General features: G+C 46.3%; 21 protein-coding genes. 12 read left to right on the top strand and 9 right to left on the bottom strand.

Annotated elements, in window-relative coordinates; genetic code table 11:
• Nucleotides 1-4 precede the first annotated feature (4 nt).
• From CKQ84_RS14010 to CKQ84_RS13985, 6 genes are all read left to right on the top strand, one after another.
• A complete protein-coding gene (locus CKQ84_RS14010) occupies nt 5-697 on the top strand; it encodes a DsbA family protein (protein WP_105251744.1) in 693 nt (230 codons plus the stop codon).
• Nucleotides 698-699: 2 nt separating this feature from the next.
• On the top strand, nt 700-1,170 hold the full coding sequence (locus CKQ84_RS14005) for a nuclear transport factor 2 family protein (protein WP_216822555.1): 471 nt from the start codon (nt 700-702) through the stop codon (nt 1,168-1,170).
• A gap of 308 nt (nt 1,171-1,478) precedes the next feature.
• A complete protein-coding gene (locus CKQ84_RS14000) occupies nt 1,479-2,681 on the top strand; it encodes a metallophosphoesterase (protein WP_105251743.1) in 1,203 nt (400 codons plus the stop codon).
• Between the two features lie 279 nt (nt 2,682-2,960).
• Nucleotides 2,961-3,755, top strand: coding sequence for an ABC transporter substrate-binding protein (locus tag CKQ84_RS13995; protein ID WP_105251742.1), 795 nt, complete (start codon nt 2,961-2,963; stop codon nt 3,753-3,755).
• A 210-nt stretch (nt 3,756-3,965) separates the two neighbouring features.
• On the top strand, nt 3,966-5,075 hold the full coding sequence (locus tag CKQ84_RS13990; RefSeq protein WP_105251741.1) for an efflux RND transporter periplasmic adaptor subunit: 1,110 nt from the start codon (nt 3,966-3,968) through the stop codon (nt 5,073-5,075).
• Nucleotides 5,075-8,218 (top strand): multidrug efflux RND transporter permease subunit, encoded by a 3,144-nt coding sequence (locus CKQ84_RS13985; protein WP_105251740.1) that lies wholly within the window; start codon nt 5,075-5,077, stop codon nt 8,216-8,218. Before CKQ84_RS13990 ends, CKQ84_RS13985 begins: the two co-directional genes overlap by 1 nt.
• 76 nt (nt 8,219-8,294) lie before the next feature.
• On the opposite strand, the gene CKQ84_RS13980 is transcribed toward CKQ84_RS13985, so the two are convergent.
• Nucleotides 8,295-9,218, bottom strand: coding sequence for a DMT family transporter (locus tag CKQ84_RS13980; RefSeq protein WP_105251739.1), 924 nt, complete (start codon nt 9,216-9,218; stop codon nt 8,295-8,297).
• Nucleotides 9,219-9,411: 193 nt separating this feature from the next.
• Here CKQ84_RS13980 and CKQ84_RS13975 point away from each other — a divergent pair, with 193 nt between their 5' ends.
• Entirely contained in the window at nt 9,412-10,272 is an 861-nt protein-coding gene (locus CKQ84_RS13975; RefSeq protein WP_028761405.1) for an AraC family transcriptional regulator, read from the top strand.
• 115 nt (nt 10,273-10,387) lie between these two features.
• A complete protein-coding gene (locus tag CKQ84_RS13970; protein WP_105251738.1) occupies nt 10,388-10,861 on the top strand; it encodes an NYN domain-containing protein in 474 nt (157 codons plus the stop codon).
• A 93-nt stretch (nt 10,862-10,954) separates the two neighbouring features.
• Here CKQ84_RS13970 and CKQ84_RS13965 read toward each other — a convergent pair whose 3' ends face one another.
• The 6 genes from CKQ84_RS13965 to CKQ84_RS13940 all read right to left on the bottom strand — a co-directional run bounded on the left by CKQ84_RS13965 (nt 10,955) and on the right by CKQ84_RS13940 (nt 20,198).
• Nucleotides 10,955-11,416: a group 1 truncated hemoglobin gene (locus CKQ84_RS13965; protein ID WP_105251737.1), complete on the bottom strand. Its 462-nt coding sequence runs from the start codon at nt 11,414-11,416 to the stop codon at nt 10,955-10,957.
• A complete protein-coding gene (locus tag CKQ84_RS13960) occupies nt 11,413-12,294 on the bottom strand; it encodes a DUF3034 family protein (RefSeq protein ID WP_173913189.1) in 882 nt (293 codons plus the stop codon). The genes CKQ84_RS13965 and CKQ84_RS13960 overlap by 4 nt, the downstream gene beginning before the upstream one ends.
• A 76-nt stretch (nt 12,295-12,370) precedes the next feature.
• Entirely contained in the window at nt 12,371-14,677 is a 2,307-nt protein-coding gene (locus CKQ84_RS13955) for a GGDEF domain-containing phosphodiesterase (protein ID WP_105251736.1), read from the bottom strand.
• A complete protein-coding gene (locus CKQ84_RS13950) occupies nt 14,667-15,344 on the bottom strand; it encodes a methylamine utilization protein (RefSeq protein ID WP_028761410.1) in 678 nt (225 codons plus the stop codon). The genes CKQ84_RS13955 and CKQ84_RS13950 overlap by 11 nt, the downstream gene beginning before the upstream one ends.
• Before the next feature lie 443 nt (nt 15,345-15,787).
• Nucleotides 15,788-18,946 carry an efflux RND transporter permease subunit gene (locus CKQ84_RS13945; protein ID WP_105251735.1) on the bottom strand — a complete coding sequence of 1,053 codons (3,159 nt, stop codon included), beginning with the start codon at nt 18,944-18,946 and terminating at the stop codon, nt 15,788-15,790.
• A 13-nt stretch (nt 18,947-18,959) separates the two neighbouring features.
• A complete protein-coding gene (locus CKQ84_RS13940) occupies nt 18,960-20,198 on the bottom strand; it encodes an efflux RND transporter periplasmic adaptor subunit (RefSeq protein ID WP_105251734.1) in 1,239 nt (412 codons plus the stop codon).
• Nucleotides 20,199-20,616: 418 nt separating this feature from the next.
• Between CKQ84_RS13940 and CKQ84_RS13935 the strand changes: the two genes are divergently transcribed.
• Entirely contained in the window at nt 20,617-21,240 is a 624-nt protein-coding gene (locus tag CKQ84_RS13935; RefSeq protein WP_105251733.1) for a TetR/AcrR family transcriptional regulator, read from the top strand.
• A gap of 75 nt (nt 21,241-21,315) precedes the next feature.
• Here CKQ84_RS13935 and CKQ84_RS13930 read toward each other — a convergent pair whose 3' ends face one another.
• Nucleotides 21,316-22,203: a LysR family transcriptional regulator gene (locus tag CKQ84_RS13930; protein ID WP_105251732.1), complete on the bottom strand. Its 888-nt coding sequence runs from the start codon at nt 22,201-22,203 to the stop codon at nt 21,316-21,318.
• A 90-nt stretch (nt 22,204-22,293) separates the two neighbouring features.
• Here CKQ84_RS13930 and CKQ84_RS13925 point away from each other — a divergent pair, with 90 nt between their 5' ends.
• Nucleotides 22,294-22,728, top strand: a complete 435-nt coding sequence (locus CKQ84_RS13925; RefSeq protein ID WP_105253070.1) for a PACE efflux transporter — start codon at nt 22,294-22,296, stop codon at nt 22,726-22,728.
• A gap of 327 nt (nt 22,729-23,055) precedes the next feature.
• Nucleotides 23,056-23,880: an ABC transporter substrate-binding protein gene (locus CKQ84_RS13920; protein WP_105251731.1), complete on the top strand. Its 825-nt coding sequence runs from the start codon at nt 23,056-23,058 to the stop codon at nt 23,878-23,880.
• Between the two features lie 28 nt (nt 23,881-23,908).
• Here the strand turns inward: CKQ84_RS13920 and CKQ84_RS13915 are convergent, their stop codons facing one another.
• Complete coding sequence (locus tag CKQ84_RS13915) at nt 23,909-24,799, bottom strand: LysR family transcriptional regulator (RefSeq protein ID WP_028761417.1); 891 nt, start codon at nt 24,797-24,799, stop codon at nt 23,909-23,911.
• Between the two features lie 140 nt (nt 24,800-24,939).
• On the opposite strand from CKQ84_RS13915, the gene CKQ84_RS13910 reads away from it, so the two are divergent.
• The gene (locus CKQ84_RS13910) at nt 24,940-26,196 is read left to right on the top strand and encodes an adenylosuccinate synthase (protein ID WP_028761418.1); all 1,257 of its coding nucleotides are present in this window, start codon (nt 24,940-24,942) and stop codon (nt 26,194-26,196) included.
• The last annotated feature ends 77 nt before the right edge of the window (nt 26,197-26,273 follow it).

The raw sequence follows: 26,273 nt of genomic DNA, 5'->3' as shown, positions 1-26,273 counted from the left end.
CACTATGACTCAGCCAACAACTCATTCAGCAAATTCAGTCAACAGCGCACTGGCTGCCAAAGAGCGCACTCTGCACGCCATTATCGACCCTTTATGTGGTTGGTGTTATGCCGCAGCGCCTTTACTCGATGCCGCCGCAAAAGCAGGCTTTACCATTAAGCTCCACGGCGGCGGTATGCTCACGGGCCCAAGACGTAAACAAATCGATGCTAACTGGCGCGACTATGTTATGCCCCACGATCTGCGTATTGCCGAGCTAACTGGACAACCTTTTGGGGAAAACTATTTTGATGGTCTGCTGCGCGATACCACAATCGTACTCGACTCGGCGCCTCCTATTAAAGCCATGCTCGCAGTCGATGCTATGGGTGGCGACAGTTTGGCCTATCTACACTCAGTACAACTGGCCCATTACCGTGATGGTCACAGCGCCAGTGATGAAGGTAATCTGGCAAGGTTAGCCGCTGAACTTGGGCTCGACCCTATAGGCTTTGCGCAACATTATGCCCAAGGTGAAGACAAGCTATATGAGCATATTGTTGAATCCAGAGCATTACTGAATCTGATAGGTGCCCAAGGTTTCCCTTCGATGGCTATAGAGGATAATAACGGCAACATCACCGTCATTAATATCAACCGCTTCTACGGCCAACCCGCCCAGTGGTTAAGCCATCTTGAAGCGCAATTTGAGTCATAATCATGCCAACGCTTAATGGTGTTCCAACAAGCTCTTTAGTGAGTGAGCCTGCTCAGTTAAATCTTATCGAAACAGCAAGACAAACTGATGCGAATCTTGCTCTTGTCAAAAGTACTTACGAGGGACACAGCTCAGCCGAAAATGCTAAAAATCTTGAGCATGCACTGGCAAATGACGCACGCTGGACAGAGGCGGCAGGTTTTCCCTATGCGGGCACTTACATAGGTTTTAGTGTGATAGCCGCCAATGTGTTCGCCCGCCTCGAAACAGAATGGGATAACTATCGCGTCGATATCGAAGACTATGTCGCCCAAGGCGATAAGGTTTTTGCCTTTGGCACTTATTCAGGTACTTATGTCAAAACTGGCAAACATTTTACCGCTCGAGTCACCCATTTATGGAAGATACACAGCGGAAAAATCATCAGTTTCGAGCAGTTTGTCGATAGTCATACCGTCGTCAATGCCATGTAACTGCCAATACCATGTAAAGACAGTCATGCACGATAGAAATGCAATGATGGAATAACTGAATCACAAGGCGGGCAAGTTTAATTTAGCCCGCCCCACGACTTGCCGATGTTAAGCCTTATCCGTATGATTTAGTGTTTTCAATAGGTTGAGCACTTGACATTAAGTACTTAAGATTAGGCACTTGCGATTAAGCGTTTGGATTAAGCGCTTGAAATTGAATTCGTCAAGCTGCACGTTCTAAGACTCATCAACTCAAGTGTCTAAAATGAAAAAATGAATAACTAAAACAAGAACAAGGATGCGGTCTAATGCAAATCAATTCGATGCCAGTCGGGGCTCACCCAATCATGCTATCTATGACGCGACTTAGCCGAACCAGCCAATGGATACTCAAGCAACAGAGAAAATTCACGCCACTGTTATGGCTTGTCACCGCACTCCCCTTTACCTCACTGGCGTTGACCTCATTAGCGGCCAATGCAAGTGAAGCCGAGCTAGAGCTAAAAATTCAAGAAAACAGCGTCACCGATGGCCCTTATGTGTTTTTAGATGATGCTCAAAAAGACACAGCCTATTGGATTTGCCAAAGCGAGCTAAAACAAACACCGATTGCGAAGGCGCAGTTAACTCGCCCTACCAATTGCGGTGAATTACCCCAACCGCACCTTCATACACAAGCTGTCACGGTTGAGCCCGATACCTTCACCCATGTCAGCAGAATTGTCGCCCTTAGCGATGTGCACGGCCAATTTGATGTGATGATTAACTTACTAAAAGCCCATAAGATTATCGACAAAGATAACCACTGGGCCTTTGGTGACGGTCATATGGTGATGACGGGCGACATGTTTGACCGTGGTCATCAAGTCAATGAAGTATTGTGGTTTTTATATACCTTAGACCAAGAAGCCCAAGCTGCGGGCGGACGCTTACATCTACTCATGGGCAATCACGAGCAAATGGTGTTTCGCGGCGACTTACGCTACGTCAACGAACGCTATCAAGTCTCGGCAGATTTACTCAAACGCAGCTACGATGCGCTCTACAACAAAGACACCGAAATAGGCCAATGGCTTCGCAGCAAACATACTTTAGTCAAAATCAATAATATCTTGTTTATGCACGGCGGTATCAGCCCTGAATGGGTCGAGCGTAAATTAAATATCAGCGATGCTAACCAATTATTTCGGCAGCATTTAGATGATAAAAAAGCCGATTTAAAACAAGATGATTTACTCAACTTTTTGTTTTTTACCAATGGTCCAACTTGGTATCGTGGCTACTTTAAAGATGAACTGAAAGAGTCGGATATCGATAGCATACTGAACTATTTCAAGGTCGATCATATCGTCGTAGGGCACACATCGCAGGAACAAGTGCTTGGGCTTTATCATAATAAAATCATTGCGATAGATAGCAGCATTAAGAATGGTAAATCCGGTGAGCTGTTACTTATCGACGCTGGCAAACTCCGCCGAGGTTTGTATCAGGGTGAGCAGGTTTCGCTATAACCTGCCTCACTAATATCTTTTGCCCCAATACGTGAATGAGCTAGCGCCCTAATCCATGAATGCGCTGGGGCAATAAGGCATGAATGAGCAAAGGTAAACGGGCACCCACCATGGTTATAAATCTGTAGAGTTCTCAATCTGAATGATTCTAAATCGGCATAGTTCTAAATCTGTATGGCTCTCAACATTCACCCATCTTAATATCCATAAGTTCGCCTGTTTTAATTAACTCTGACTATACTCAAGCCAAGTGCGACTCACCTAAGTGCTGGAGTAGAAATGGGGAAGAAATTACTCACATTATCTAGCTTTTGCCTGTTTCTATTCAGCTTCTATCCCCCAGCATTTGCGGGCAGAGAACTCCAATTAGTCGCCACTAACTATCCTCCTTTTTATGCCGATGCTTTACCTGAACAGGGCGGCGTTGCGCAAGTCGTCAAAGAAGCTTTTAAACGCCAAGGTTACACTGCCAGCCTCAAGTTTTATCCCTTCGCCCGCGCGGCTTTACTCGTTAAAACAGGCCAAGCTGATGGCATCATTGGGCTCTGGTATCGTAAAGAGCGCGAGCAATGGGCCCAATATTCTGCGCCTATCCAACCCGTACAAATTGTGTTTTATAAACGTAAAGATTCACCGCTGAGTTTCAGTCAACTTTCAGATCTTAAACCTTTCACTATCGGTATAGGTCGCGGTTACGCTAATCCGCCAGAAATCTTCGCCGCGGGGCTCACCACAGAGGAAGGAAATTCGGATGAGATGAATCTCAAAAAGCTGTTTTTAAAACGTATTGACTTAGTCTTGATTGGCCATAACTTAGCGAGGTATTTAATTAAAAAAGGACCAAGTGAATATGAGGGGGCCTTTGAGCAAGTCGGCCAACCCATAGCGACTGAGGTATTTCACTTAGGGATCTCTTTGGCTGTGGCGGATCATCCGCAGTTAGTGACGGATTTTAATCAAGGTTTAGAGAGTATGCGCCGCGATGGACGATTAGCGGCAATTTTAAGCCAATATCCTCAGGTTGAAACGACTCAAGCGCCGATTGAAAAAACGCGAACTGAAGTCCATCCCTAAAGTCCGTCCAGCTTTTAAAAAGCAATAACAGCACAAAAAAACAGCAAAACTCTCGTTGAATTGTGCTCAATGCTCAAAAAACACAATTTCTTTCATTTTCGTTCGCTTACCTTTACAAACTTTTACCCAACTGGCGTACGTTATTCACTAGAATAGCGCCATTAGAGCGATTACCTTTTTAAACTGCCTTTGCGCGAGATAATAATTACAATGAAAAAAACCATTATTGCCATTGCCCTGCTTGCGATTATCGCCACAGCGGTGAGTTTTAGTGATGTCCTTCAAGCGGCTAAACCCGAGAACGCACCACATCTTATGCGTACCGTTCCTGTGGTCACGGGTGAAGTGATTGAATATCCATTAGCGCAATCTATCTCTCTTATCGGCAAACTCGCGGCTGAACGTGCAGTGATCATTGCACCGCAAGTCACAGGTAAGATTAAACAAGTCGCAGTGACCTCAAACCAAGCGGTGAAAAAAGGCCAGTTACTGATCGAACTCGATGATATGAAAGCCCAAGCCGCCGTCGCCGAGGCCAATGCTTTCCTCAATGATGAAAAACGTAAACTCAAAGAATTTGAAAAACTGATCAGCCGTAACGCCATTACCCAAACCGAGATTGACGCACAAAAAGCCAGTGTTGATATCGCCCAAGCACGCTTATCCTCCGCCCAAGCAGATTTACATTACCACTCGCTGATAGCACCGTTTGCGGGTAATACTGGCCTGATTAATTTCAGCGAAGGCAAGATGGTCAGCATGGGCACTGAGTTGATGTCGCTAGATGATTTGTCCAGCATGCGCCTCGACTTACAAGTGCCTGAGCATTTCCTATCGCAACTGAGTATTGGCATGCAAGTATCAGCCACCAGTCGCGCTTGGCCGAATGAAATCTTTACTGGCAAAATGGTGGCTATCGATCCCCGCGTCAATGAGGAAACCTTAAACCTCAAAGTACGAGTGCTATTCGATAATCCGAAGAAACGCTTAAAACCGGGCATGATGATGTCGTCAACTATCACCTTCCCAGCGATTTCAGCACCTATGGTGCCAGTACAAGCTCTTGAGTATTCAGGAACTAAACGTTACGTATACGTAGTTAGCGCCGACCACATTGCCCACCGCACAGAAGTGACACTCGGGGCACGTATCGATAACCAAGTCTTAATCGAAAGCGGTTTAAACATAGGTGACAAAGTCGTGGTACAGGGCTTAGTCAATATGCGCGATGGCCTGCAAATCAATGAAGTCACGCTCGATGGTAAAGCCTCAGCCCGTGCGACAGAGCTTTCAGGTCCTAAAGCAACGGAGACGAAATAATGTGGTTATCCGATGTTTCGGTTAAACGCCCTGTCGTTGCCATCGTTTTAAGCTTACTGCTGTGTGTATTTGGCATAGTGTCGTTCACTAAACTGTCGATACGGGAGATGCCCGACGTCGAAAGCCCTGTAGTCACCATCAGCACCAGTTACTCGGGTGCATCGGCGGCGATTATGGAAAGCCAGATCACTAAGACTTTAGAAGATGAGCTAACAGGGATCAGTGGTATTGACGAAATCACCTCGACCACACGTAACGGTAGCTCGCGTATCACAGTTAAATTCCTCCTCGGTTGGAACTTAACCGAAGGGGTCAGCGATGTGCGTGATGCAGTGGCCCGCGCCCAACGCAGGCTCCCAGAAGATGCAAAAGACCCCGTCGTCTCAAAAGACAACGGCTCCGGCGAACCCTCAGTCTATGTGAACTTAAGCTCGAGTGTGATGGACCGTACTCAATTAACGGACTACGCCCAGCGAGTACTCGAAGACAAATTCAGCTTAATCAGCGGCGTGAGTTCTATCAGCATTTCCGGCGGCTTGTATAAGGTCATGTACGTCAAGCTCAGACCCGAACAAATGGCAGGACGTAATGTTACCGCAACGGATATTATCAACGCCCTGCGTAAAGAGAACATCGAAACGCCCGGCGGCCAAGTGCGCAACGACACCACAGTGATGTCGGTGCGTACCAAACGCTTGTACTACACGCCGAAGGATTTCGACTATCTTGTGGTGCGTACCGCCAGCGATGGCACGGCTATCTACTTAAAAGATGTCGCCGATGTGGCTGTTGGAGCACAAAACGAAAACTCGACCTTCAAAAGCGACGGCATAGTTAACATCAGTTTAGGCATTATTGCCCAGTCCGATGCCAACCCTCTGCTCGTTGCCAAAGAAGTACATAAAGAAGTTGATCGCGTACAAGACTTCCTGCCCGAAGGCACTAGCCTAGTGGTCGACTTCGACTCGACCGTATTTATCGACCGCTCAATTAACGAAGTGTATAGCACACTTTATGTCACGGGCGCCTTGGTCGTACTCGTGCTGTATATCTTCATTGGACAAGCGCGAGCAACATTAATCCCAGCGGTGACGGTTCCAGTATCTTTGATCTCGGCATTTATCGCCGCCAACATGCTAGGTTATTCGATTAATCTACTGACATTGATGGCATTAATCCTCTCCATCGGTCTAGTGGTCGATGATGCGATTGTGGTGGTCGAGAACATTTTCCACCATATCGAAAAAGGTGAAGAGCCCTTACTCGCCGCCTATAAAGGTACTCGCGAAGTGGGCTTTGCCGTTATCGCCACTACGGCGGTACTGGTGATGGTATTCCTCCCAATTTCCTTTATGGAGGGCATGGTCGGGCTACTATTTACCGAGTTCTCCGTGATGCTGGCGGTGTCAGTGCTGTTCTCCTCCTTAGTGGCACTCACACTTACGCCTGTACTGAGCAGTAAATTACTTAAAGCCAACGTCAAACCGAATCGCTTTAATCGTTGGGTCGACAGCGGCTTTGCTCGCATGGAAAGCGTTTATCGCGTCGCCGTGACTCGAGCGATTAAACTCCGTTTACTCGCGCCCTTAGTTATCCTCGCTTGTATCGGCGGCAGCGCTTGGTTAATGCAACAAGTACCGTCACAGCTTGCGCCGCAGGAAGACCGCGGCGTGTTGTTCGCCTTTATTAAAGGCGCCGAAGGCACCAGTTATAACCGTATGACAGCCAACATGGACATAGTCGAAGACAGACTCATGCCCTTGCTCGGTAAAGGTGTGCTGCGATCCTTCAGCGTACAAGCTCCCGCCTTTGGTGGCCGTGCTGGCGATCAAACTGGCTTTGTCATCATGCAACTAGAAGATTGGGAACACCGCGATGTGACAGCGCAGCAAGCCCTTGGAATTATTAGCAATGCCTTAAAAGATATCCCAGATGTAATGGTTCGCCCTATGATGCCAGGCTTTAGAGGGCAATCGAGCGAACCCGTGCAATTTGTACTTGGTGGTTCGGACTATGCCGAACTGTTTAAGTGGGCGCAGATATTGAAAGAAGAGGCTAACGCTAGCCCTATGATGGAAGGGGCTGACTTAGACTACGCAGAAACAACGCCAGAACTCATTGTTACTGTCGATAAAGAGCGAGCCGCGGAACTGGGGATCAGTGTCGACCAAGTATCGGAAACCTTAGAAGTCATGCTGGGTGGCCGCACCGAAACGACCTTTGTTGATCGAGGCGAAGAATACGATGTGTATTTACGCGGTGATGAAAACAGTTTCAACAATGTCGGTGACCTGAGCCAAATCTACATGCGGTCAGCTAAGGGCGAATTAGTCACTCTCGATACTGTCACTCATATAGAAGAAATTGCCTCTGCACAAAGATTAAGCCACACCAATAAACAAAAATCGATCACCCTCAAGGCTAACGTCAGTGAAGGTTACACCTTAGGTGAAGGCTTAAAGTTCCTTGACGCTAAAGCCATTGAACTATTACCTAAGGATATTTCGATTGGTTATACGGGCGAATCCAAAGACTTTAAAGAAAACCAAAGCAGTATCTTTATCGTATTTGGTTTAGCTTTACTGGTTGCCTACTTAGTATTAGCCGCACAGTTTGAGAGCTTTATCAACCCGTTAGTGGTGATGTTTACTGTGCCTATGGGTGTATTCGGTGGTTTCTTAGGACTACTGATCACGAGCCAAGGGATCAACATCTACAGCCAGATAGGCATGATCATGTTAATTGGTATGGTGACTAAAAACGGTATCCTCATCGTGGAATTTGCCAACCAATTGCGCGACCGCGGCTTTGAACTCAATAAAGCCATTATCGATGCGTCATCCCGTCGTTTACGGCCAATCCTAATGACAGCCTTCACCACCTTAGTGGGTGCTGTACCGTTAATTTTCTCGACGGGCGCGGGCTCAGAAAGCCGTATCGCTGTAGGTACTGTAGTGTTCTTCGGAATGGCGTTTGCTACCTTTGTGACCTTACTGGTGATCCCCGCCATGTATCGATTAATCTCGGCCACAACGCACTCTCCTGGTTATGTTGAAGCTAAGCTCGAAGCGGCGATTAAAGCACAAGAGTTAGCGGCACAAGAGTTAGCGGCAAAACAGCAGGAACTCGCACCTAAAGCCTAGCGCTAATCATAGTTGTTGATAATCGAATAACAAAAAGCCAAGACACTCAATGTCTTGGCTTTTTCTCATTAATGTTTTAAGCGTTTTTTGCTTTATTGGCTAAGCCTAAAAGTAAACCGAGACCAGCACCAAGCGGTTTTTGACGGCGCGTTAACATGTTTCCGAGCGCGACCAGCAAGAGTCCCACGCTTGAATACCAAGTCCACTGATAATCCTCAAACACGCTCGATACACTTAACGCCACCACAGGGGTAATCACCAACAGATACGCAGCGGCATTAGCGCCAATTCGCTCAACCAAGATCAAATAAGCGGTAAAGCCAACCACAGAGGCGATAACGGCTAAGTAGAACAAGCTGCCAAGATAGCTGGTTGTCAGCGGTAAACTAAAGCTTAAATCTTTAAACCAGATGATCAGCAGTAACGCCGCACTGCCATAGCACATGGCATACGCTGTTGAAGTAAAGGGCGACACATTATCGCGCGAGTTGCGCATACTGATCATGTTACCAATCGAGAAAAACCACGTACCTAGCAGCGAAAACAATAAGCCCCACACTAAATTTTGTGACCACTGAGTCGCGAGCAAATCGGCACCAAAGAGTAAGCTAATGCCCCCCAGACCGACACCGACTCCTAACCAAAAATTACGACTGGTGGGCGTACCGTAAAAAATGCGGCCATGTATCGCATTAAAAATGGGGGCAGTGGCCATAATCACCGCCGTTAAACCGCTGGCGATATAATGGGTTGCGGTATAAAACGCGATAAAGTTCAAGCAAAATAGACACACGCCTTGTAGTGCAAACCAAGGATGCTGCCTAAGCTTTACCGCTTGCAGCTTGTTAAAGGCAAAGCCAATGGTGAACATCAAGAGACTCGCAATCACAAACCGATAGAAAATCGAGACTTCCGTCGCCACCTCACCGTGCTGCCACTTAATGGCAATCCACGAAAAACCCCACACAAAAATCATCAGCAAATACATCACAGCAGCCATAATGAGTCCCCTACACCTTCATAAAATGCTTAATGAGGCAAACTATACAACTATGGCTTTCGTCCTTATGTCACCATCTTGTTGGTCATAACACGATATTGCGGTTTTAATCGCGAGCGGACGTTGAGCCACGCCCATAAGTGCGATAATTTGGAAAGACAAAATGCTTAGCCAGTGAGATCACTAGGAACCCATGGAGCCCAAATACATCAGTTTTGATAAATCCGCCAAAACCTGTATTCGTAAGCAAGCGATTACGGAGGATTTATCTTGGGCCCATTATCAAAATGCGGGCGAGCGTCTGTATTACCAAAACGATGCACAACATACGCTGAGCATGTATCTGGATGGCGGCTACGAAACCCACAGAACCGATATCAAGGCCGACTATGGCGCGCCCAGTAAGTTTTGCCTTATGCCCCAAGGCTGCCAAAGCCATTGGCAACTGGGACAACCGCAGCAGTTTATGCATTTGTATTTTAGCGATGAACATCTTAAAAAATTGGCGGTGCGAGTCTTTGATAAAGATCCACGCCAAGTGCGTTTACCTGAGTTGACCTTTGTCGATAATCCGAGATTAGAGGCGCTGTTTCGGCACCAAGTTGCCGGGCTCGATTGGCAGACGAGTGATCACCATCTGATGATGGAACAAGTAACCGACACTGTGCTGGTGACTTTGCTGCAAAGCTCAGGCTTTAATTTGTCGGTGGGGCCAATTAAGGGTGGACTCGCACCTAAAGTGGCCAAAGCGATCAAAGAGTTTATTCATTGCCATTCCCATAGGCAGATTTACTTGTCTGAGTTGGCCGAGCTTGCCCAACTGAGCGAGTACCATTTTTGTCGCATGTTTAAATGCCAATTTGCGATGACGCCGCAGGAGTATTTGCTGCAAGTGCGCATTGAAAAGGTCAAACAAAGCTTGAGCCATTCAACGCAATCCTTGACCGATATCGCCCTCAATAATGGCTTTGCCAATCAAAGTCATATGGGGCGTTACTTTAAAAAACTCTGCGGCATGTCACCGGGCGAATATCAAAAATACCATAGAAGCTAACATACGCTTTGGGTTCACAATCTCGACGGCTGAACCCAACACTCTAACATCCTTGAAAACCCCATTGCCTCGATATGCTATAGTGCCCTTACTCCCCTAACCGCTGGAAAACGCCTTGAAAAAAATCGCTTTATTTGTCGATGTACAAAACATCTATTACACCTGCCGTGAAGCCTATGGTCGCCAATTTAATTATCGTAAACTGTGGCAACACTTAGGTTATGAAGGTGATATAGCGTTGGCCGTGGCTTATGCCATCCATAAGGGCGACGATGGGCAATTGAAATTTCAAAACGCACTAAAGCACATAGGTTTTGAGGTGAAGTTAAAACCGTTTATTCAGCGTAGCGATGGCTCAGCCAAAGGCGATTGGGACGTGGGGATCACCATAGATATTATGGAAGCGGCGAGTGAAGTGGATACAGTGATCTTATTGTCTGGTGATGGCGATTTCGATTTATTGCTGCAAAAAATTCATCAAAAGTATGGCGTTGAAACCCAAGTGTATGGCGTCCCTACCCTGACGGCTAAATCCTTAAGGGATGCAGCCTCTCAATTTCACCCTATCGATGAGGCGTTATTGCTCTAGTCACAAGACAAAAATGAGGCGATTCATCACACTAACCGCATCAAACACCTTCGCCATATTTAAAGGCCACTTTTTGATAATACAAACAACACACTAGTGATAGGTAATGTCCGTATACATAGGGGCGAGACGTTTTAGAAAGGCATTACGGGTCGATAGCGGAATATGTTGCTCTTTCATCGATTCAATCAAATGACCGACTAAGGCATCAAAATCCGCTTGAGTAATATTCAATCCTCTATGACTGTGCTGCATACTTTCGCCGTGATACACGCAGCCGCCATCGGCAACCAGACAAAAATGTTCAATGGCACGCTCACGAAATAACGCAATATCTGTCTCTTGAAAGTGATGCACTATGCGTGGATCTGTGGCAATACGTGCCAGTAAACCATCGACTATCGCCGATACGCCTGCGTTACCACCTAAATCTTGGTATAAGGTTTGATGACTCGAGTGAGTTTGTGATGCAGAGGTTTCGGTCGTTTGCACCGCACAGCCAGTGAAAAAAAACACTACGACAAAAGGTATTAACTTCACCCGTAAACGCCTCATAACGCCCCCTCCACCGATAGGTACCAACCCCGCTGCTCTTCAAACCCTGCAATACTGCCCAAATTCGCATAGGCCGTCACCACGGAAAGATGCTTATTGATAAACCACGCTAAAAACACATCTTGCCAATCATCCTCACGGGCAAAAGCTAACTCATTGGGTTTCTGGCGATATTCGATACCCAGTGCCACATTATCCGTCAGTAATACCGCGGCAGAGGCTTCGAGCACAAACTGATAATCATGATTGGCTTGAGTACCAAAACCCAATAAACCCGTTTGATTCGCCTTGGTCGCGCGCACGGTCCCATTGAGTAATACATTTCGTCCCGCTACCGCATCAAAAAATACTTTGCTGGCAGCAATATACACATCTAAACCCCAATCATCCCGCGCCCCAACTGCCTGAGGAATCGCAAAGTCATCGACTCTTTTATACTGGGCACCTAAGGTAATTTGCGGCATAGCCGTATAAAGCAGCTCTCCGGCAAGCTTGTATTTTACGCCGAAAATATCTTGGCCTAACTCGCCGCCCATAGTATCCAAATCAAAGGTTTGCCGAGCAACACTGAGCTCGAATCGATTATCAAAACTCAAAGAAGCGCCGATCACTTTCAGCGTAAAATCATCGACATAGACACCCGTCGCCATCGCCGTAGCGGACCATTCACCGCTACTACCATAACCGTTGATCACAGCCCATGGCACTATGCCACCGCCAGCACTGCCTTCAATCATCGTCCCGCCGCCAGTCGCGACCACACGGCTACCTTCAGCAAACGTAGGAACAGTGCTCAATAGTAAAAATAGGCAAGACAAAGCCTTAACATAAGTCCAAGTTAATGAATTCAACTTCAATGCATTTATGGAAATGTTCACTTGATGCTCCGCTCTAATTCTGTCGACGATGAATCTTTAGCCTAGCGTCTTTGCATATTGACTTGAGTAAACGCGCTTATGCATCAGAAGTATTTGGATGGTTAAACGCCTCGAACCACAGATCAAATTCAGCCGCTTTTAAGGGTTTCGAAAACACATAACCTTGAATGATATCGCAATCAAGATTGCGCAATATATCAACACCTTCTTGTTCTTCAACGCCTTCGGCTACTACGGTAAAACCTAAGCCATGGATCAATTTAATACTCGTATCGACTATCATCACATCTTGGCTATCCGTGAGCATGTCTTTGATAAAGCTGCGATCAATTTTCACTTCATTAACGGGTAAAATTTTCAAATAAGCTAATGATGAATGACCTGTGCCAAAATCATCAATGGCAACAGACACGCCCATGTCACGGAATCGCTGTAATACACTCACCACAGTCTGTGCATCTTTCATCACGGCGCCTTCAGTGACTTCGATACAGAGTGCACCGCTTGGCAGATTATTATCTTTCAGTAAAATGGCGATTTGATTCGGTAAGCGAGTATCGACTAAATCATGGGCCGACAGATTAATAGCCAGTTTTAGCACTATACCCCGCCGCTGCCATGTCACTAATTGCTGAATTGCCTGCTTCAATACCCATTGGCTGACGATATCAATGTTGCCTGAATTTTCAGCCAGTTGGATAAATTCATCGGGAGGAATAAACCCTAGCGTAGGATGTTGCCAGCGGATCAATGCCTCGGCGCCAGTGCACTGGTTTAGGCGTAAATCCACTTTAGGTTGGAACACTAAATACAATTGGTTTTGCGCCAAACCTATAGGCAAATCACGAATAATCGTCAGCTCACGCTGGTATTTCTCATCGGCGCCTTGACGATAACTGACAATACGTTGCTCTTCGAGACAGGCTTGATTGAGGGCAATTTCGGCGCGGCGCACTAACACATCGATATCAGCACCATTACCATCGATTTCGAGTAATCCCGCACGCACGGTAAGAGAAATATTTGAGCCTTGGATTGGAAAGGGTGACTCCAGCATATCCAATGACTTCAGTAAATGTTCAGGGCGAATACCTTGGCTATAAAGAAGTAAAAATGAGTCACCGTCTAATCGTGCCAATAAATCCGGTGTCGGTGCTAATTGCTCTAGGCGACGAGCAAAAAGCAGTAACAAAGTATCGGCGTTGGCAAAACCAATAATATCGTTGATATGGCGGAAATGTTTAATATCTAACAACACCATAGCACCGGATAATTTATCGTTAAGATCCGCCAAATGCTGTTTTGCGGCAAAACGATTGAGTAAACCTGTCAAGCTATCGTGGCGAGATTGGTAGACTAAATCCTTTTCCCGCGCTTCAATATCATCGCGCATTAAGGATAAACTCTTAGCCAACACCCTCAGCTCTGCTGGCGCACCTTGAATATTGGCAGGCTGCTTACCTTGACCGATTTTACGGGCATAATTCACAAGTTGATGCACGGGTTCAGTCAAACTGCCCGACAACCAAATCGCAATCGCAATCGCCAGTGCTAAGGTCAAAGCAAAAATTAGCAGCATATTATTGCGTAGTTGCTGATAACTTTGCTGCCACTTAAGGTTTGATTGATGTAGTAGCGCTAATTGGCTGCCGTTGTGATCATAAAGTTTGATGCCCATAGACAGATGATCTACGGGAATACTTTCACTAGGCATTTTCAGCAAGCTAGGCAATAAGCTCGCCTGCTCAATTACGCTTAACTTTTCATTATCTGATAAGGTTGAAGCTATTTCAGTGCGGCCCGTTGCCTGATTGACAAAACTCACATCGATGCCCGTAATAGCTTTAGCTTGTTGGGCGACCTTCTCATCCAATAAAAAACCCATGCCAACCCAAGCGATTAAGGTCGGCGCCTTCACCGGCTGCAGCACAAACTGATAGCTAGCATGATCAAAATTAAGGATAGCTAACGCATTATGATTGCTGGTGGTCATATTAAATAAGGATTGAATATCATCCTGAGTGAGTCCGGGCAAACTCGAGGTCAAGAGCTCCCCTTTAGGTGATAACAATACAGCGGCGTCGGCACCAATACGAGAGCCGTGATTAGATAACACTGACTCAATGGTTTCTTGCTCACCAGTAGCAATCGCGCGCTTAAAACCAAAATCGGCACTGAGTACGGACAAACTTTGACTGAGCTGAATACCGCGATTCGATAACACTTCGAGAAACACATTCGCGCCAATATCGAGGCTTTTCTGTTGCTGTAAAAAGTTATCTTTTTCGGTCGCTGTCAACACGGAAAATGCCGTGGCAAATTGCACTAACGTCAGCACAATAAAGAAAACTAAAATCAGCCGAGCGCGAAAACTATTTAGCATGTAATGGCTTACCTTCAGAATCGTAGTGACCAAATCCCGACGGCGGCGACGACGGTTTAGCTTGACGCTCAATGTCTAAGGACAGACTGAGTTGATTAGGACCATTAGCGATCAGTAAATCCGTTGGCTCTGATGCCGCCTTCTGCCATGGATGCCAGCGCTTAACTTTATATTGACCGGCGGTAAGTCCCTTAAACTGGATCTCACCTTTTTCGTCCGTCACCGCGACAATAGGGCTATCTGCCACATAGATAAATGCCTGCATATAATCGTGAATATTACAGCCAAGCGCGACCAAACCGGGTTTATCGAACTGAATCGGCGCTTCGGCCTGACCCACATACAATTTAAGTTCGAAAGGTTTAGCTTCTGAAAAAGAATACACATGGTGGCGAGTACGATCTAAGTTGGGAAAATCCACCTTTGCACCTTTAGGCACCGCCAGCACAAAGGGGATAAAGGTTCGATTTTTTTGCGACATTTCATAATGCTCGATAGGTATTGCATTATCGGGCATCACTGCTGGGATCAGCTCCACGACAGTATCGGCAATGGCCTGTTGTTGCAGATCTACTACATTAATATTGAGTTCAGCAGCCATGACTTGAGGCGTGAAATAGATCAAAACGCAAAGTACTAACGCATATAAAACGCGATATAGGATCATCCGTTACCTCGGGCATAGTGATGCAAGGTCAACAAGTACCTTAGCTGAGTTCTGCGTAAAAAAACGATCTAGATTCATCTAGCATTGTACATTACTAATACATTGAATAATCATCAAATTATATAGAAAAGTCGTAAAACAGTAACCATTCTAATCATACTGTGATAATGACGCGCTCAAGTGGCAATAAGTTATAAGCTAACAGAATGGTCTCGTAATAGTTATTCATTGTTTCTTATTGATGACCCAGAAAATACCAACGATATTCCTCATTTCTGATTTTAGTTTTAATCTGGCGAGCAATACCATCACTAAACATCAATTGACCTAATGTTAATTAACCCCAGCTAAAGATAGTCAAATCTAATCGCTCTCGCCGTGAATAAACAAAAAAGGCCTACTCAATGTAGACCTTTCATGTGTTTTTCAACTAGAAAACAAGCTTAACCGACGGTTATCTCTTTATGCTCATCGGCTTTTTTACCGCCTCTCTTTGCTAAGGCATAGTAAAACAGCGGCGTTAGGATAAGACCAAATACAGTCACCCCTATCATACCGGCGAATACTGCCACCCCCATGGCTTGGCGCATCTCAGCGCCCGCGCCAGTGGAGAACACCATAGGCACCACTCCCATGATAAAGGCGATAGATGTCATCAAGATAGGGCGTAAACGTAATCTTGCTGCCTCTAATATCGCCTCCATAGGTGCCATACCATGGTCTTGTTTCTCCTTTGCAAACTCGACAATCAAGATAGCGTTCTTAGTCGCCAGCCCCACCAGCACTATCAGGCCAATTTGGGTGAAGATATTATTATCCCCACCGTAAATCAGCACACCACTGAGGGCTGAAAGTAAGGTCATTGGGATGATTAAGATAATCGCCAGTGGCAAGCTTAAGCTCTCGTACTGGGCGGCTAGCACCATAAACACTAAGATGATCACCAGCGGGAAAACCAAAAGACCCGTATTGCCCGCGAGAATTTGCTGATAGGTCAGCTCAGTCCACTCATAAGTCATACCATTAGGTAACGTTTCAGCCAAAATTTTCTCAATCGCCGCCTGCGCTTGGCCTGTACTCACTCCGAGCGCTGGACCACCGTTGATTTCAGCGGTCGTGAAACCGTTATAGTGCATCACTCTGTCTGGGCCTGAACTTTGGCTGACGTTGATGAACGAACCTAGCGGGATCATGTCACCATTCAGATTCGGCACCTTTAGCTGACTTATCTGCTGCGGACTTTGACGGAACGCCTCGTCGGCTTGCATATTCACCTGATAAGTTCGACCGAAACGATTGAAGTCATTGACATAAGTCGAGCCCATATAGGTTTGTAATGTCTGGAAGATTTGATCGAGCGACACTGCCTGCTGTTTCGCTTTAGTCCGATCGATATCCAGTTCAAGTTGTGGCACGTTCACTTGATAGCTAGAGAAAACACCAGCTAACTGAGGATCGGCCCACGCCTTGTACATCACTTGTTGGGTCACCTGATACAAGGCCTCATAACCAAGGTTGGCTCTGTCTTGAATTTGCAGACGGAACCCTCCTATAGTGCCGAGGCCTTGCACAGGTGGCGGCGGGAAGATGGCAATAAATGCGTCTTGAATAGCAGCAAATTGCTGATTCAATTGTCCTGCAATGGCATTCGCCGACAGCTCAGGACTGGTACGCGAGTCAAAATCATCGAGCGCGACAAACACCACGCCTGAGTTAGGACTATTGGTAAAACCGTTGATGCTAAGGCCAGGGAAGGCAATCGAGTGCGCGACTCCGGGGTGATTTAGCGCAATCTCAGACATCTTCTTGATCACACTATCCGTACGTTCAAGGGATGCCGCATCGGGCAACTGAGCAAAGGCCACTAAATACTGTTTATCTTGGCCGGGCACATAACCCGTTGGTGTATTGGCAAATTGCACACCCGTTAACGCCACCATGCCTAAATACACTAGACCAATAATGCCGCCAAAACGGATAACCTTACGCACTAACCAGCCATAACCATCGGATGCACGGTTAAATAAGCGATTAAAAGGCACAAATAACCAAGCACCAAACAACTTATCCATTAGACGCGTTAAGCCGTCCTTAGGTGCATCATGGCTCTTGAGTAACAGCGCCGATAATGCCGGACTCAAAGTGAGTGAGTTAATCGCCGAGATAAAGGTCGAGATAGTAATAGTCAAGGCAAACTGTTTATAGAACTGCCCGGTTAAACCGCTCATAAAGGCCGTTGGAATAAACACCGCCGCCAGCACTAAGGTGGTTGCCACAATCGGGCCAGTCACTTCCTTCATCGCCTTTTGTGTTGCCGCAACTGGGCTTAATCCTGCGGCAATATTACGCTCGACGTTTTCGACCACGACGATGGCATCGTCAACCACGATACCGATGGCGAGCACCAGCCCAAATAGCGACAAGGCGTTTAACGAGAAACCGAGCAGATGCATAAAGGCAAAAGTACCGACCAAAGACACAGGCACGGCCACCAGCGGAATAATCGATGCGCGCCAAGTTTGCAGGAACAGTACCACCACTAACACCACCAGCAACACGGCTTCGAGCAGGGTTTTTACCACAGCTTCAATCGAGCCACGCACGAACACTGTTGGGTCGTAAACGATTTCGTACGTTAATCCTTCAGGGAATCCTTTAGACAGCTCTGCCATTTTGGCGCGTACATCGTCGGAAATCTGAATCGCGTTAGAACCCGATGCTTGGAATACAGGAATAGCGACCGCGTCCTTATTATCGAGTAAAGAGCGCAGCGCATAACTCGTTGCCCCGAGTTCCACCCGCGCGACATCTTTAAGGCGGATCACTTCAGCATTCTGACCAACTTTGATGATGATATCTTCAAATTCAGACAGTTCAGTTAAACGGCCTTTCACGTTAATTAAAAGTTGAAAGTCAGCACTGCCACTGGGCTGCGCGCCTAAACTGCCCGCTGCTGCCTGTTGGTTTTGCTCACGTACGGCGGCAATAATGTCCGCTGGCGATAAACCCAGCGCCGAGACTTTATTCGGGTCGAGCCAAATTCTCAGGCTGTATTCGCCGGCGCCAAACAAACGTACCGCGCCCACACCGTTAATCCGTGCGAGCTCGTCTTTAACGTTTAACGCTGCATAGTTAGACAGATACAACATGTCGTAACGGTTATCCGGCGATAACAAATGCACCACCATGGTCAAGTCTGGCGATGATTTTTCAGTAACAATACCAAGACGTTGTACTTCCTGCGGCAGGCGGGGCATAGCGCGATCAACTCGGCTCTGCACTTGGGTTTGCGCCTTATCCACGTCAGTGCCAATCGCAAAAGTGATAGTCAAGGTCATGCGTCCATCGGACGTCGCCTGCGATGACATATACAACATGTCTTCGACGCCGTTAATTTCCTGCTCCAACGGTGAAGCCACAGTTTCGGCAATCACTTTAGGATTTGCGCCAGGATAATTAGCAGTGACCACTACCGTTGGTGGCACTACCTCTGGATATTCGGTAATAGGCAACTGCCAAACGGCAATCGCCCCCGTGATAAGAAACAGCAATGACAGCACGGCTGCAAATATCGGTCTTTTAATGAAAAATTGCGACAACATAGTGTGTTATTCCTTAACCGCGGCTCGCCGTTTCAACCGCTTGCGCCGTCAAATGCTCTTGGTTTTTATCGAGTATTAACTGGGCTTGGCGCAGTGCTTCGAGCTTGTCGCTGTCGACCATGTCCACTATGTTTGGCTCAATTTGCATCTTAGGACGTACGCGTTGCATACCGTTGACGACGATCTTGTCATCGGCTATCAAGCCTTGGATCACGATGCGCAGTCCTTGGACTTTTTCGCCTAAGGTCACGCCGCGATATTCGACCGTGCCATCATGACCGACGACCAGCACAAACTTATTATTGAGATCTGTGCCAACGGCTTTATCGTCAATCAAGATCCCCTCATAGGCGCCACTGCCCGCAGTACGAAGACGCGCAAACAAGCCTGGCAATAGGTTATTGTCTTCATTGTCAAAAGTCGCACGAACTCGAATAGTACCCGTCTGCTTATCCATCGCGTTATCCACAAAGTCGACCATGCCAATATGGTGATAATCGCGCTCATTGGCTAAAGCCATGTACACAGGATTATCGCCAGCACGGGGATCGTTACGTTTGTTCTGCGCAGTTAACTTCACGTATTTAAGGTAGGTTTGCTCGTCCACATCAAAATAGGCATACATGCTGGCGGTAGAGACTAAGCTGGTCAGCACACTCTGCCCTGCAGTGACATAGTTACCCGCAGTGACGTTGGCGTAGGACACGCGGCCATCAATCGGCGCTTGCACTTGGGTATAAGCTAAATCAAGCTCGGCGCGCATGAGTGCTGCTTTCACCGAAGCGACTGCGGCTGCAGTCTGACGTTTATTCGACTCACGGGTATCGAGTAATTCGCCCGATACCGCCTTTTGGTCAAATAATTTATGTGCCCGTTCAAAATCATTAGTGGCCAGTTGCTCTGCAGAGAGTGCGCTAGTAAGATCTGCTTTTAACCGGGCCACTTCCACTTCAAACACGCTTGGATCGATGCGAAATAACACTTCGCCTTTTTTCACTAAGGCGCCTTCTTTAAAATTTACTGAGTCGATATAGCCCGACACCCGCGGGATAAGGGTGACACTTTCTGGCGCCTGTAAACGACCGGTAAACTCATCCCATTCGGTGACTCGCTCATGTAATACCTGAGCGACATCCACCTTAGGCGCACTCGGTGCAGGTCCCTGCTGCGTTGTTTGCTCACCACAAGCTGAAAGGACGAAAGCAGCCACAGCCGTTAACATCATTATTCGTAAAGGTTTGTTACTCATCATATTACTATCCTCAAAGTGGCGGGCATTTCACGCTGTTCGAACCACACACATGCAGCTGTGTTACAAACCAAATCAATTAAATACCGACTGGTAAAAAATGTTCTGTACTGGACGGTAATATATAGCGTAAAATGATGCTGTCAACAAATTTATGTACCGAACGGTATTTAATTAAAAGTGTGCACTTACCCTAGGCAGGCAATGCGTCCAGAGGCAAAAGGCTATGAGTTTGAACGGCAAAGCATTTTGATGAATATTGAAGCAAACACTGACTAACGCAGATAACATGCTGAACTTAGGTGACACCTTGAATGACTAAGTAGACATATCCCCCTAAGTCCGTCATCGGTGGCAAGTGTGGCTGGACAGGGACTAAACCCATGTCTATCCTAGGGGCAATTGAGAATTGAGGAGCCTAATGATGTCAACCGTCACCCAGACGCCCTGTGTTGGTCGCCCACGAGCTTTTGACACTGACGATGCATTAGCAAAAGCCTTAGAAGTCTTCTGGCTCAAAGGTTTTGAAGGTACATCGTTAACCGATCTCACCCAAGCTATGGGCATTAATAAACCTAGCCTTTATGCCGCTTTCGGTAATAAAGAACAGTTATTTCTCAAAGCGATAGAATTATATGAACAGCGCCCCTGTGCATTTTTCTACCCAGCACTGGAACAGAAAACAGCCTATCAGGTTATCGAGTCAATGCTACTCGGTGCGGCAAGCTCTTTGGTGGATAAAAGCCATCCACAGGGATGTTTAATTGTTCAAGGGGCACTCACCTGTAGTGAAGCAGGGCAAGCGATTAAAGATACTTTGATTAATCGTCGCCGCGACGGTGAAATAGCCCTGTGCGAACGACTGCAACGCGCCAAAAATGAAGGTGATTTGCCCGCTGACGCCGATCCCTTGCTGCTTGCCCGTTATATAGGCACTGTATTGCAAGGTATGGCCGTACAAGCAACCAGTGGAATTTGCCCGAATGAACTGCGCAAAGTGGCCGAGCTAGTGCTGGCTAACTTTCCGCGTAATGATGAATACTGATTCACAAATCCTGATCTACAAAAACTAAACCCCAGTAGAGTGCTCACTTAACTGGGGTTTTATTTATGCTTTGCTTTATTTCTGTCCAACCAAGAGCTCTCTAAACAGTTGTCTGAGTCGTTTCAATAATGGCAGGCTGCTTTTATCTTGATGCTGGATCACATCGACGTTTGCATGCCAGCCTATCTGCTCAAATTCTATGGGGACGCGAGTTAAGTTACCCGATGAAACTAAATTGGACGCCATATGCTCGGGCAATAGACACCAACCATGGCCCTGTAATGCGAGCTCCAATAACACGTAATAGTTATCGGCATACCAAACATCAGGACTGAACGCCTGCTGAAAACTACTGGTTTTAGTATTCCGTGAGCGGATAAGTAATTGTCGATACAGTCGCAATGAGTCCATGTTCGGTGCAACTGATTTTGCTAAGGGATGCGAACTCGCCACATAAAGATCGAATTGAATCACCCCAATACTCTCAAAATCTATACTACTTGGCATAGATAATTCACTAAAAATCAATCCTGTAGATGCTCTTCCCGAATGCACCATGTCGATAATATCTATGCTTGAAGCACTGAGAAACTCGAGTTCGATATTAGGGAAATCACCTTCTAACAACCGAATAATTTCAGATATTCTCTGTATCGGAATGCCTTCATCCATCGCAAGGCACACTTCTGAAGATTGACTACTGAAGAGTGATAAGGCGGTATGTTTGAGCCTACGATGTTGAAGAATCGTCGCTCTTGCGTAGGGCAGTAATTTACTACCTTCGGCCGTTAATACCGGATAACGACCCGAACGGTCAAATAACTCAACCCCACAGTCAATTTCAAGATTCATCACATGCTGGCTAATCACGGATTGTGCTTTCTTAAGTTGCCTTGCAGCATTCGAAAATGAACCCGATTCTACGGTTTCCATAAAGGCTTCGAGTTGTTCGAGACTAAACATATCGCTTTTACCGATACTATCTAACTATAACTTATCCCTATAATAGATAAAATTATGGCCATAGTCACATTAAATGAATGGGAAATAGCCATGAAAACGACAGAACGTATCTTTAACGCCTTACTCTTTGAAGCGATTGCACTCGCTATTATTATCCCCGTTTCTACCCTTATATCAGGCAAGGGAACCAGTGAACTTGTCATAGTTGGTATCGCTTTGAGTCTTTATACCGTGGTATGGAACTACTTCTACAACCTAGGATTCGACAGGATATTTGGGGCAAATCGAGAGCAACGCACTTTGAAAACCAGAATACTGCATACCTTTGGATTTGAAGGGGGACTTATTTTCATTAGCATACCGACCATCGCCTGGTTTCTACAGATAGGTTGGTTGGCAGCCATGGGCTTAGAAGCGGTTTTTTTGATCTTTTTCTTCTTCTACAGCACCCTATTCCATTGGTGCTATGACAAGTATCAGCCCTATAAGACTTGGTTTTCGATGCAAGCCACTAAGGTCAAATAGCGCAGCTAAGATCAACACACATCACCATCAAACGAACCTCACTAAACAATTTAGCGATTCGTTTGATGGCAACATTGAAACTTATCCATTTCAATTTCTTCTACTTAGCAAGAAAGCTAAACCAGTTCATGTGTTGCCCAGCGTAAAATTCCCCTTAAACACAGTACATAAAAATAATAGACCCGCACACAGTAAACTGAGGTTGTTGAAATATCCTATAAACGTCACAAAAGGACTAACTATCAGTAATTAATATTCAAATCATTAGTCTAGATATAATTCTTTATGCTATAAAAGCCATATATTAAGTGGGGAGATGGAAGCAAAATGCGCGCAGGGAACAGAATGAAGCTCAGGATGCAGCAGGCATTAAATTTGCCGTCAGCATTGATACTTAGCATCGTTTTATTGCTCGTATCCATTATTTGCAACATGGCACTCGCTAAAGAAAGTAATGCAATACCAGCAGAATCGCAACCTCAAGCCATAACCTTAGCCGCAGAAGACAGTTGGCCACCTTTCGCCAATCAGTTTGGTCAAGGTATTTCCCATCGTTTAATCCAAGCCGCATTTAGACAGTCGCATATTGAAGTGAATAGCTTAGTTGTACCCTACTCCCGTGCCTTAATGATGGCGGAAAAAGGTGCAGTTGATGGGGTGTTTAACGTCACCCGCGAGAACAGTACTGAGCAACGCTTCATCTTTGGAAACACCCCATTATTTATCGCCACGGCTTCTTTTTATCAAAAGAAACAAAAACCTATTCTGGCAGACAATAAATGGGCGCTACCTAAAGGCACCGTTATCGGCGTGATTAAAAGCTATGAATATGGCGATGAGTTTCCCACATTAGTTAAACAGCAACAGCTCAATATCGTCACCGTCGCCAACCAACAACAGCTCATCAATTTATTATTGATTGGTCGCATAGATGCTGCCTTGATGTTCGACTTAGTCGCCAAGGAAAACCTGAAAAAAATGGGGGTAGATGATGAGATTATTCCTGCATTTGCTAACCACAGCAGCGATATTTTTTTGGCCTTCTCGAAAGAAAATCCGCAAGCACAAACCTTAGCAAGCCAACTCGACGCTGGCTTATCACAGCTAAAAGCCACAGGCCAATATGACAAACTGCTCTTAGTCGCTGACTAATCCACTATCGCTACAAGCGAATGATAGATTACCGCTGCGATCGAATGATCTCTTGATTCACCCAATATAACAGCTGCTTAATAGCCTTCGACAGGATCTGATTCTGGCGCACAATATAACCTAAACTCGTAGTAGGGAATTGCGGTAGAGGAGTGACTTTCGTGGTGAGATTCGCCTTAGTGTAAACCGAAAACTCCGGTACGATCGCCACACCAAATCCCGCCTCAGCCCAATCGATTTGCGCGTCAACACTGCCGACTTCCATTATTCTGTAATTCGATAAGTTCAGCGACGGTAATGCGGGATCTAACAATTCGCGGGTTCGCGTATCGTGTCCTAATAAAATCAACGTCGGTTGCTCGGCTAAGGGCGTATCCACAGAGGGTTTTGCCTGCTGCCATTGCTGTAAATTATCTCCGATTGCACACCATTTAATCTGTTGTAGCTCAGTAAAATGCAGTGGCTGACTTTCCTTCTGCGCAATCACAAACCCTAAATCGGCCTCGGCATTTTTTACCAATTCAGAGGCTTGTGATGAGGTTGTGTTGAGCAGCGAGAAATCTATTCCCGGAAACTCCGCCTTAAAGAGCTGAAACGGCTGGATCAATAATAACCGCGAGATAATATCGCTGGCGGCAATGGTCAAGGTGCCTTGGCTAAGGTCATTAATCGCATTGAGATCCGCCTGACAAATTTGTAGCTCCATTAACGTCTTCTGACTGCTCTCTAACAGGCGAAATCCCGCTTGCGTTAATCGAAAGGGATTACGGTCAATCAGCTTGACTCGAGTGCTTTGCTCTAACTGCTTAATATGCAAGCTAACATTGGGCTGCGTCATGTGCAGCGCTGTGGCCGCTTTCCCAAAATGCTTGTATTCAGCCAAAGTCACGAAGGTCTTTAACCAATGGATATCGAGCATCACGTCACCTTTTGCAAAGTATTAGAGTTAATGATAGCCAATGATATATGAAATTCTTATTGGGATGATAACCATAATTAATTTCTCTTATTCAAATGACGGGTCTAGCATAGCGTCTTAATCAATGAGGAGATGTTGTTATGCCGTCGATCGTGGTTGTGGGTGCAAATTGGGGTGATGAAGGCAAAGGCCGCATCGTAGATTATTTAGCCGCGGATGCCGCTGCCAGTATTCGCTTTCAAGGTGGTAACAACGCTGGCCATACCGTCGTCAACGACTATGGCACCTTTAAATTACACCAATTACCGAGTGGCATTTTCAACCCTAACTGCGTTGCAGTTTTAGGCCCTGGCATGGTGATCAGCCCTGAAAAACTCAGTGTAGAAATTGCTGAAGTGCAAGCGGCTGGCATTGAAGTCAAATTATGCATTTCTGACCGTGCTACCCTGTGCTTACCTCTACATGCATTAGAAGATACCTTAGAAGAACAACGTCTTGGCGACCTCGCCTATGGTTCAACCCGTCAAGGGATTGCGCCAGCCTATGGCGATCGCGTGATGAAAAAAGGCATTTTAGTCGGCTGGTTAAACCAACCTGAAGTGCTGCAAGAGCGTATTCAATTTATGCTCGACTGGAAATTGCCACAGTTAAAAGCACTTTATCCAAGTTGCGATTTTAATCAAACCGCCGCCGAAATGACCGCATGGTTATTAGAAGTGACGGCACCTTGGCGTCCGTTTATTTGTAACGTGACAGAGCCATTAAAAGCATTACAAAAACAAGATGCGAGCTTACTGTTTGAAGCGCAATTAGGTGCTGGCCGCGACTTAGTCTACGGCGAATATCCTTATACCACATCTTCAAACGTGACTGCGGCTTACGCGGGTATCGGCAGCGGTTTACCAGCTCTGCGTCCAGAGCGCGTAATTGCTGTCGCGAAAGCCTTTAGCTCATCAGTCGGCACTGGCACGTTAGTGACCGCAATGGAAGAGCAAGACGCCTTCCGCGAAAATGCCAACGAGTTTGGTGCAACGACAGGCCGTCCACGTGACATGGGATATTTTGATGCTGTTGCCACCCGTAATGGTGTTGAGCTACAAGCAGCAACCGAAATTGCCCTGACTAAGATTGATTGTCTTTCTGGCATGAAAGATCTGAAAATCTGTGTTGCCTATGCTGGTGAACACACTGAGAACCCAATTTGGCCACAAACTGCTGCGTTAAGCCCAGTGTATGAGCAAATGCCAAGCTGGAGCGAAGATATTACTGGTTGTCGCACCTTCGAAAGCCTGCCAGTCGCCGCACAACAATATGTTGAACGTATTGAAGACTTAATGGGTGTACGCGTTAGCATGGTTTCTGTTGGACCAGAGCGCGATCAAATGATCATTCGCTAGTAAACAACGTTTACCCTACAAAAAAGCCATATTCGCCTCGGTGAATATGGCTTTTTACTTTGATATGGTTTGTCATT

Origin of the sequence: Shewanella sp. WE21, from assembly GCF_002966515.1 — a bacterium.
Classification (GTDB): domain Bacteria; phylum Pseudomonadota; class Gammaproteobacteria; order Enterobacterales; family Shewanellaceae; genus Shewanella; species Shewanella oncorhynchi.
The sequence above is the reverse complement of the archived record's forward strand: the minus strand, read 5'-3'. Positions and strand labels throughout refer to the sequence as shown.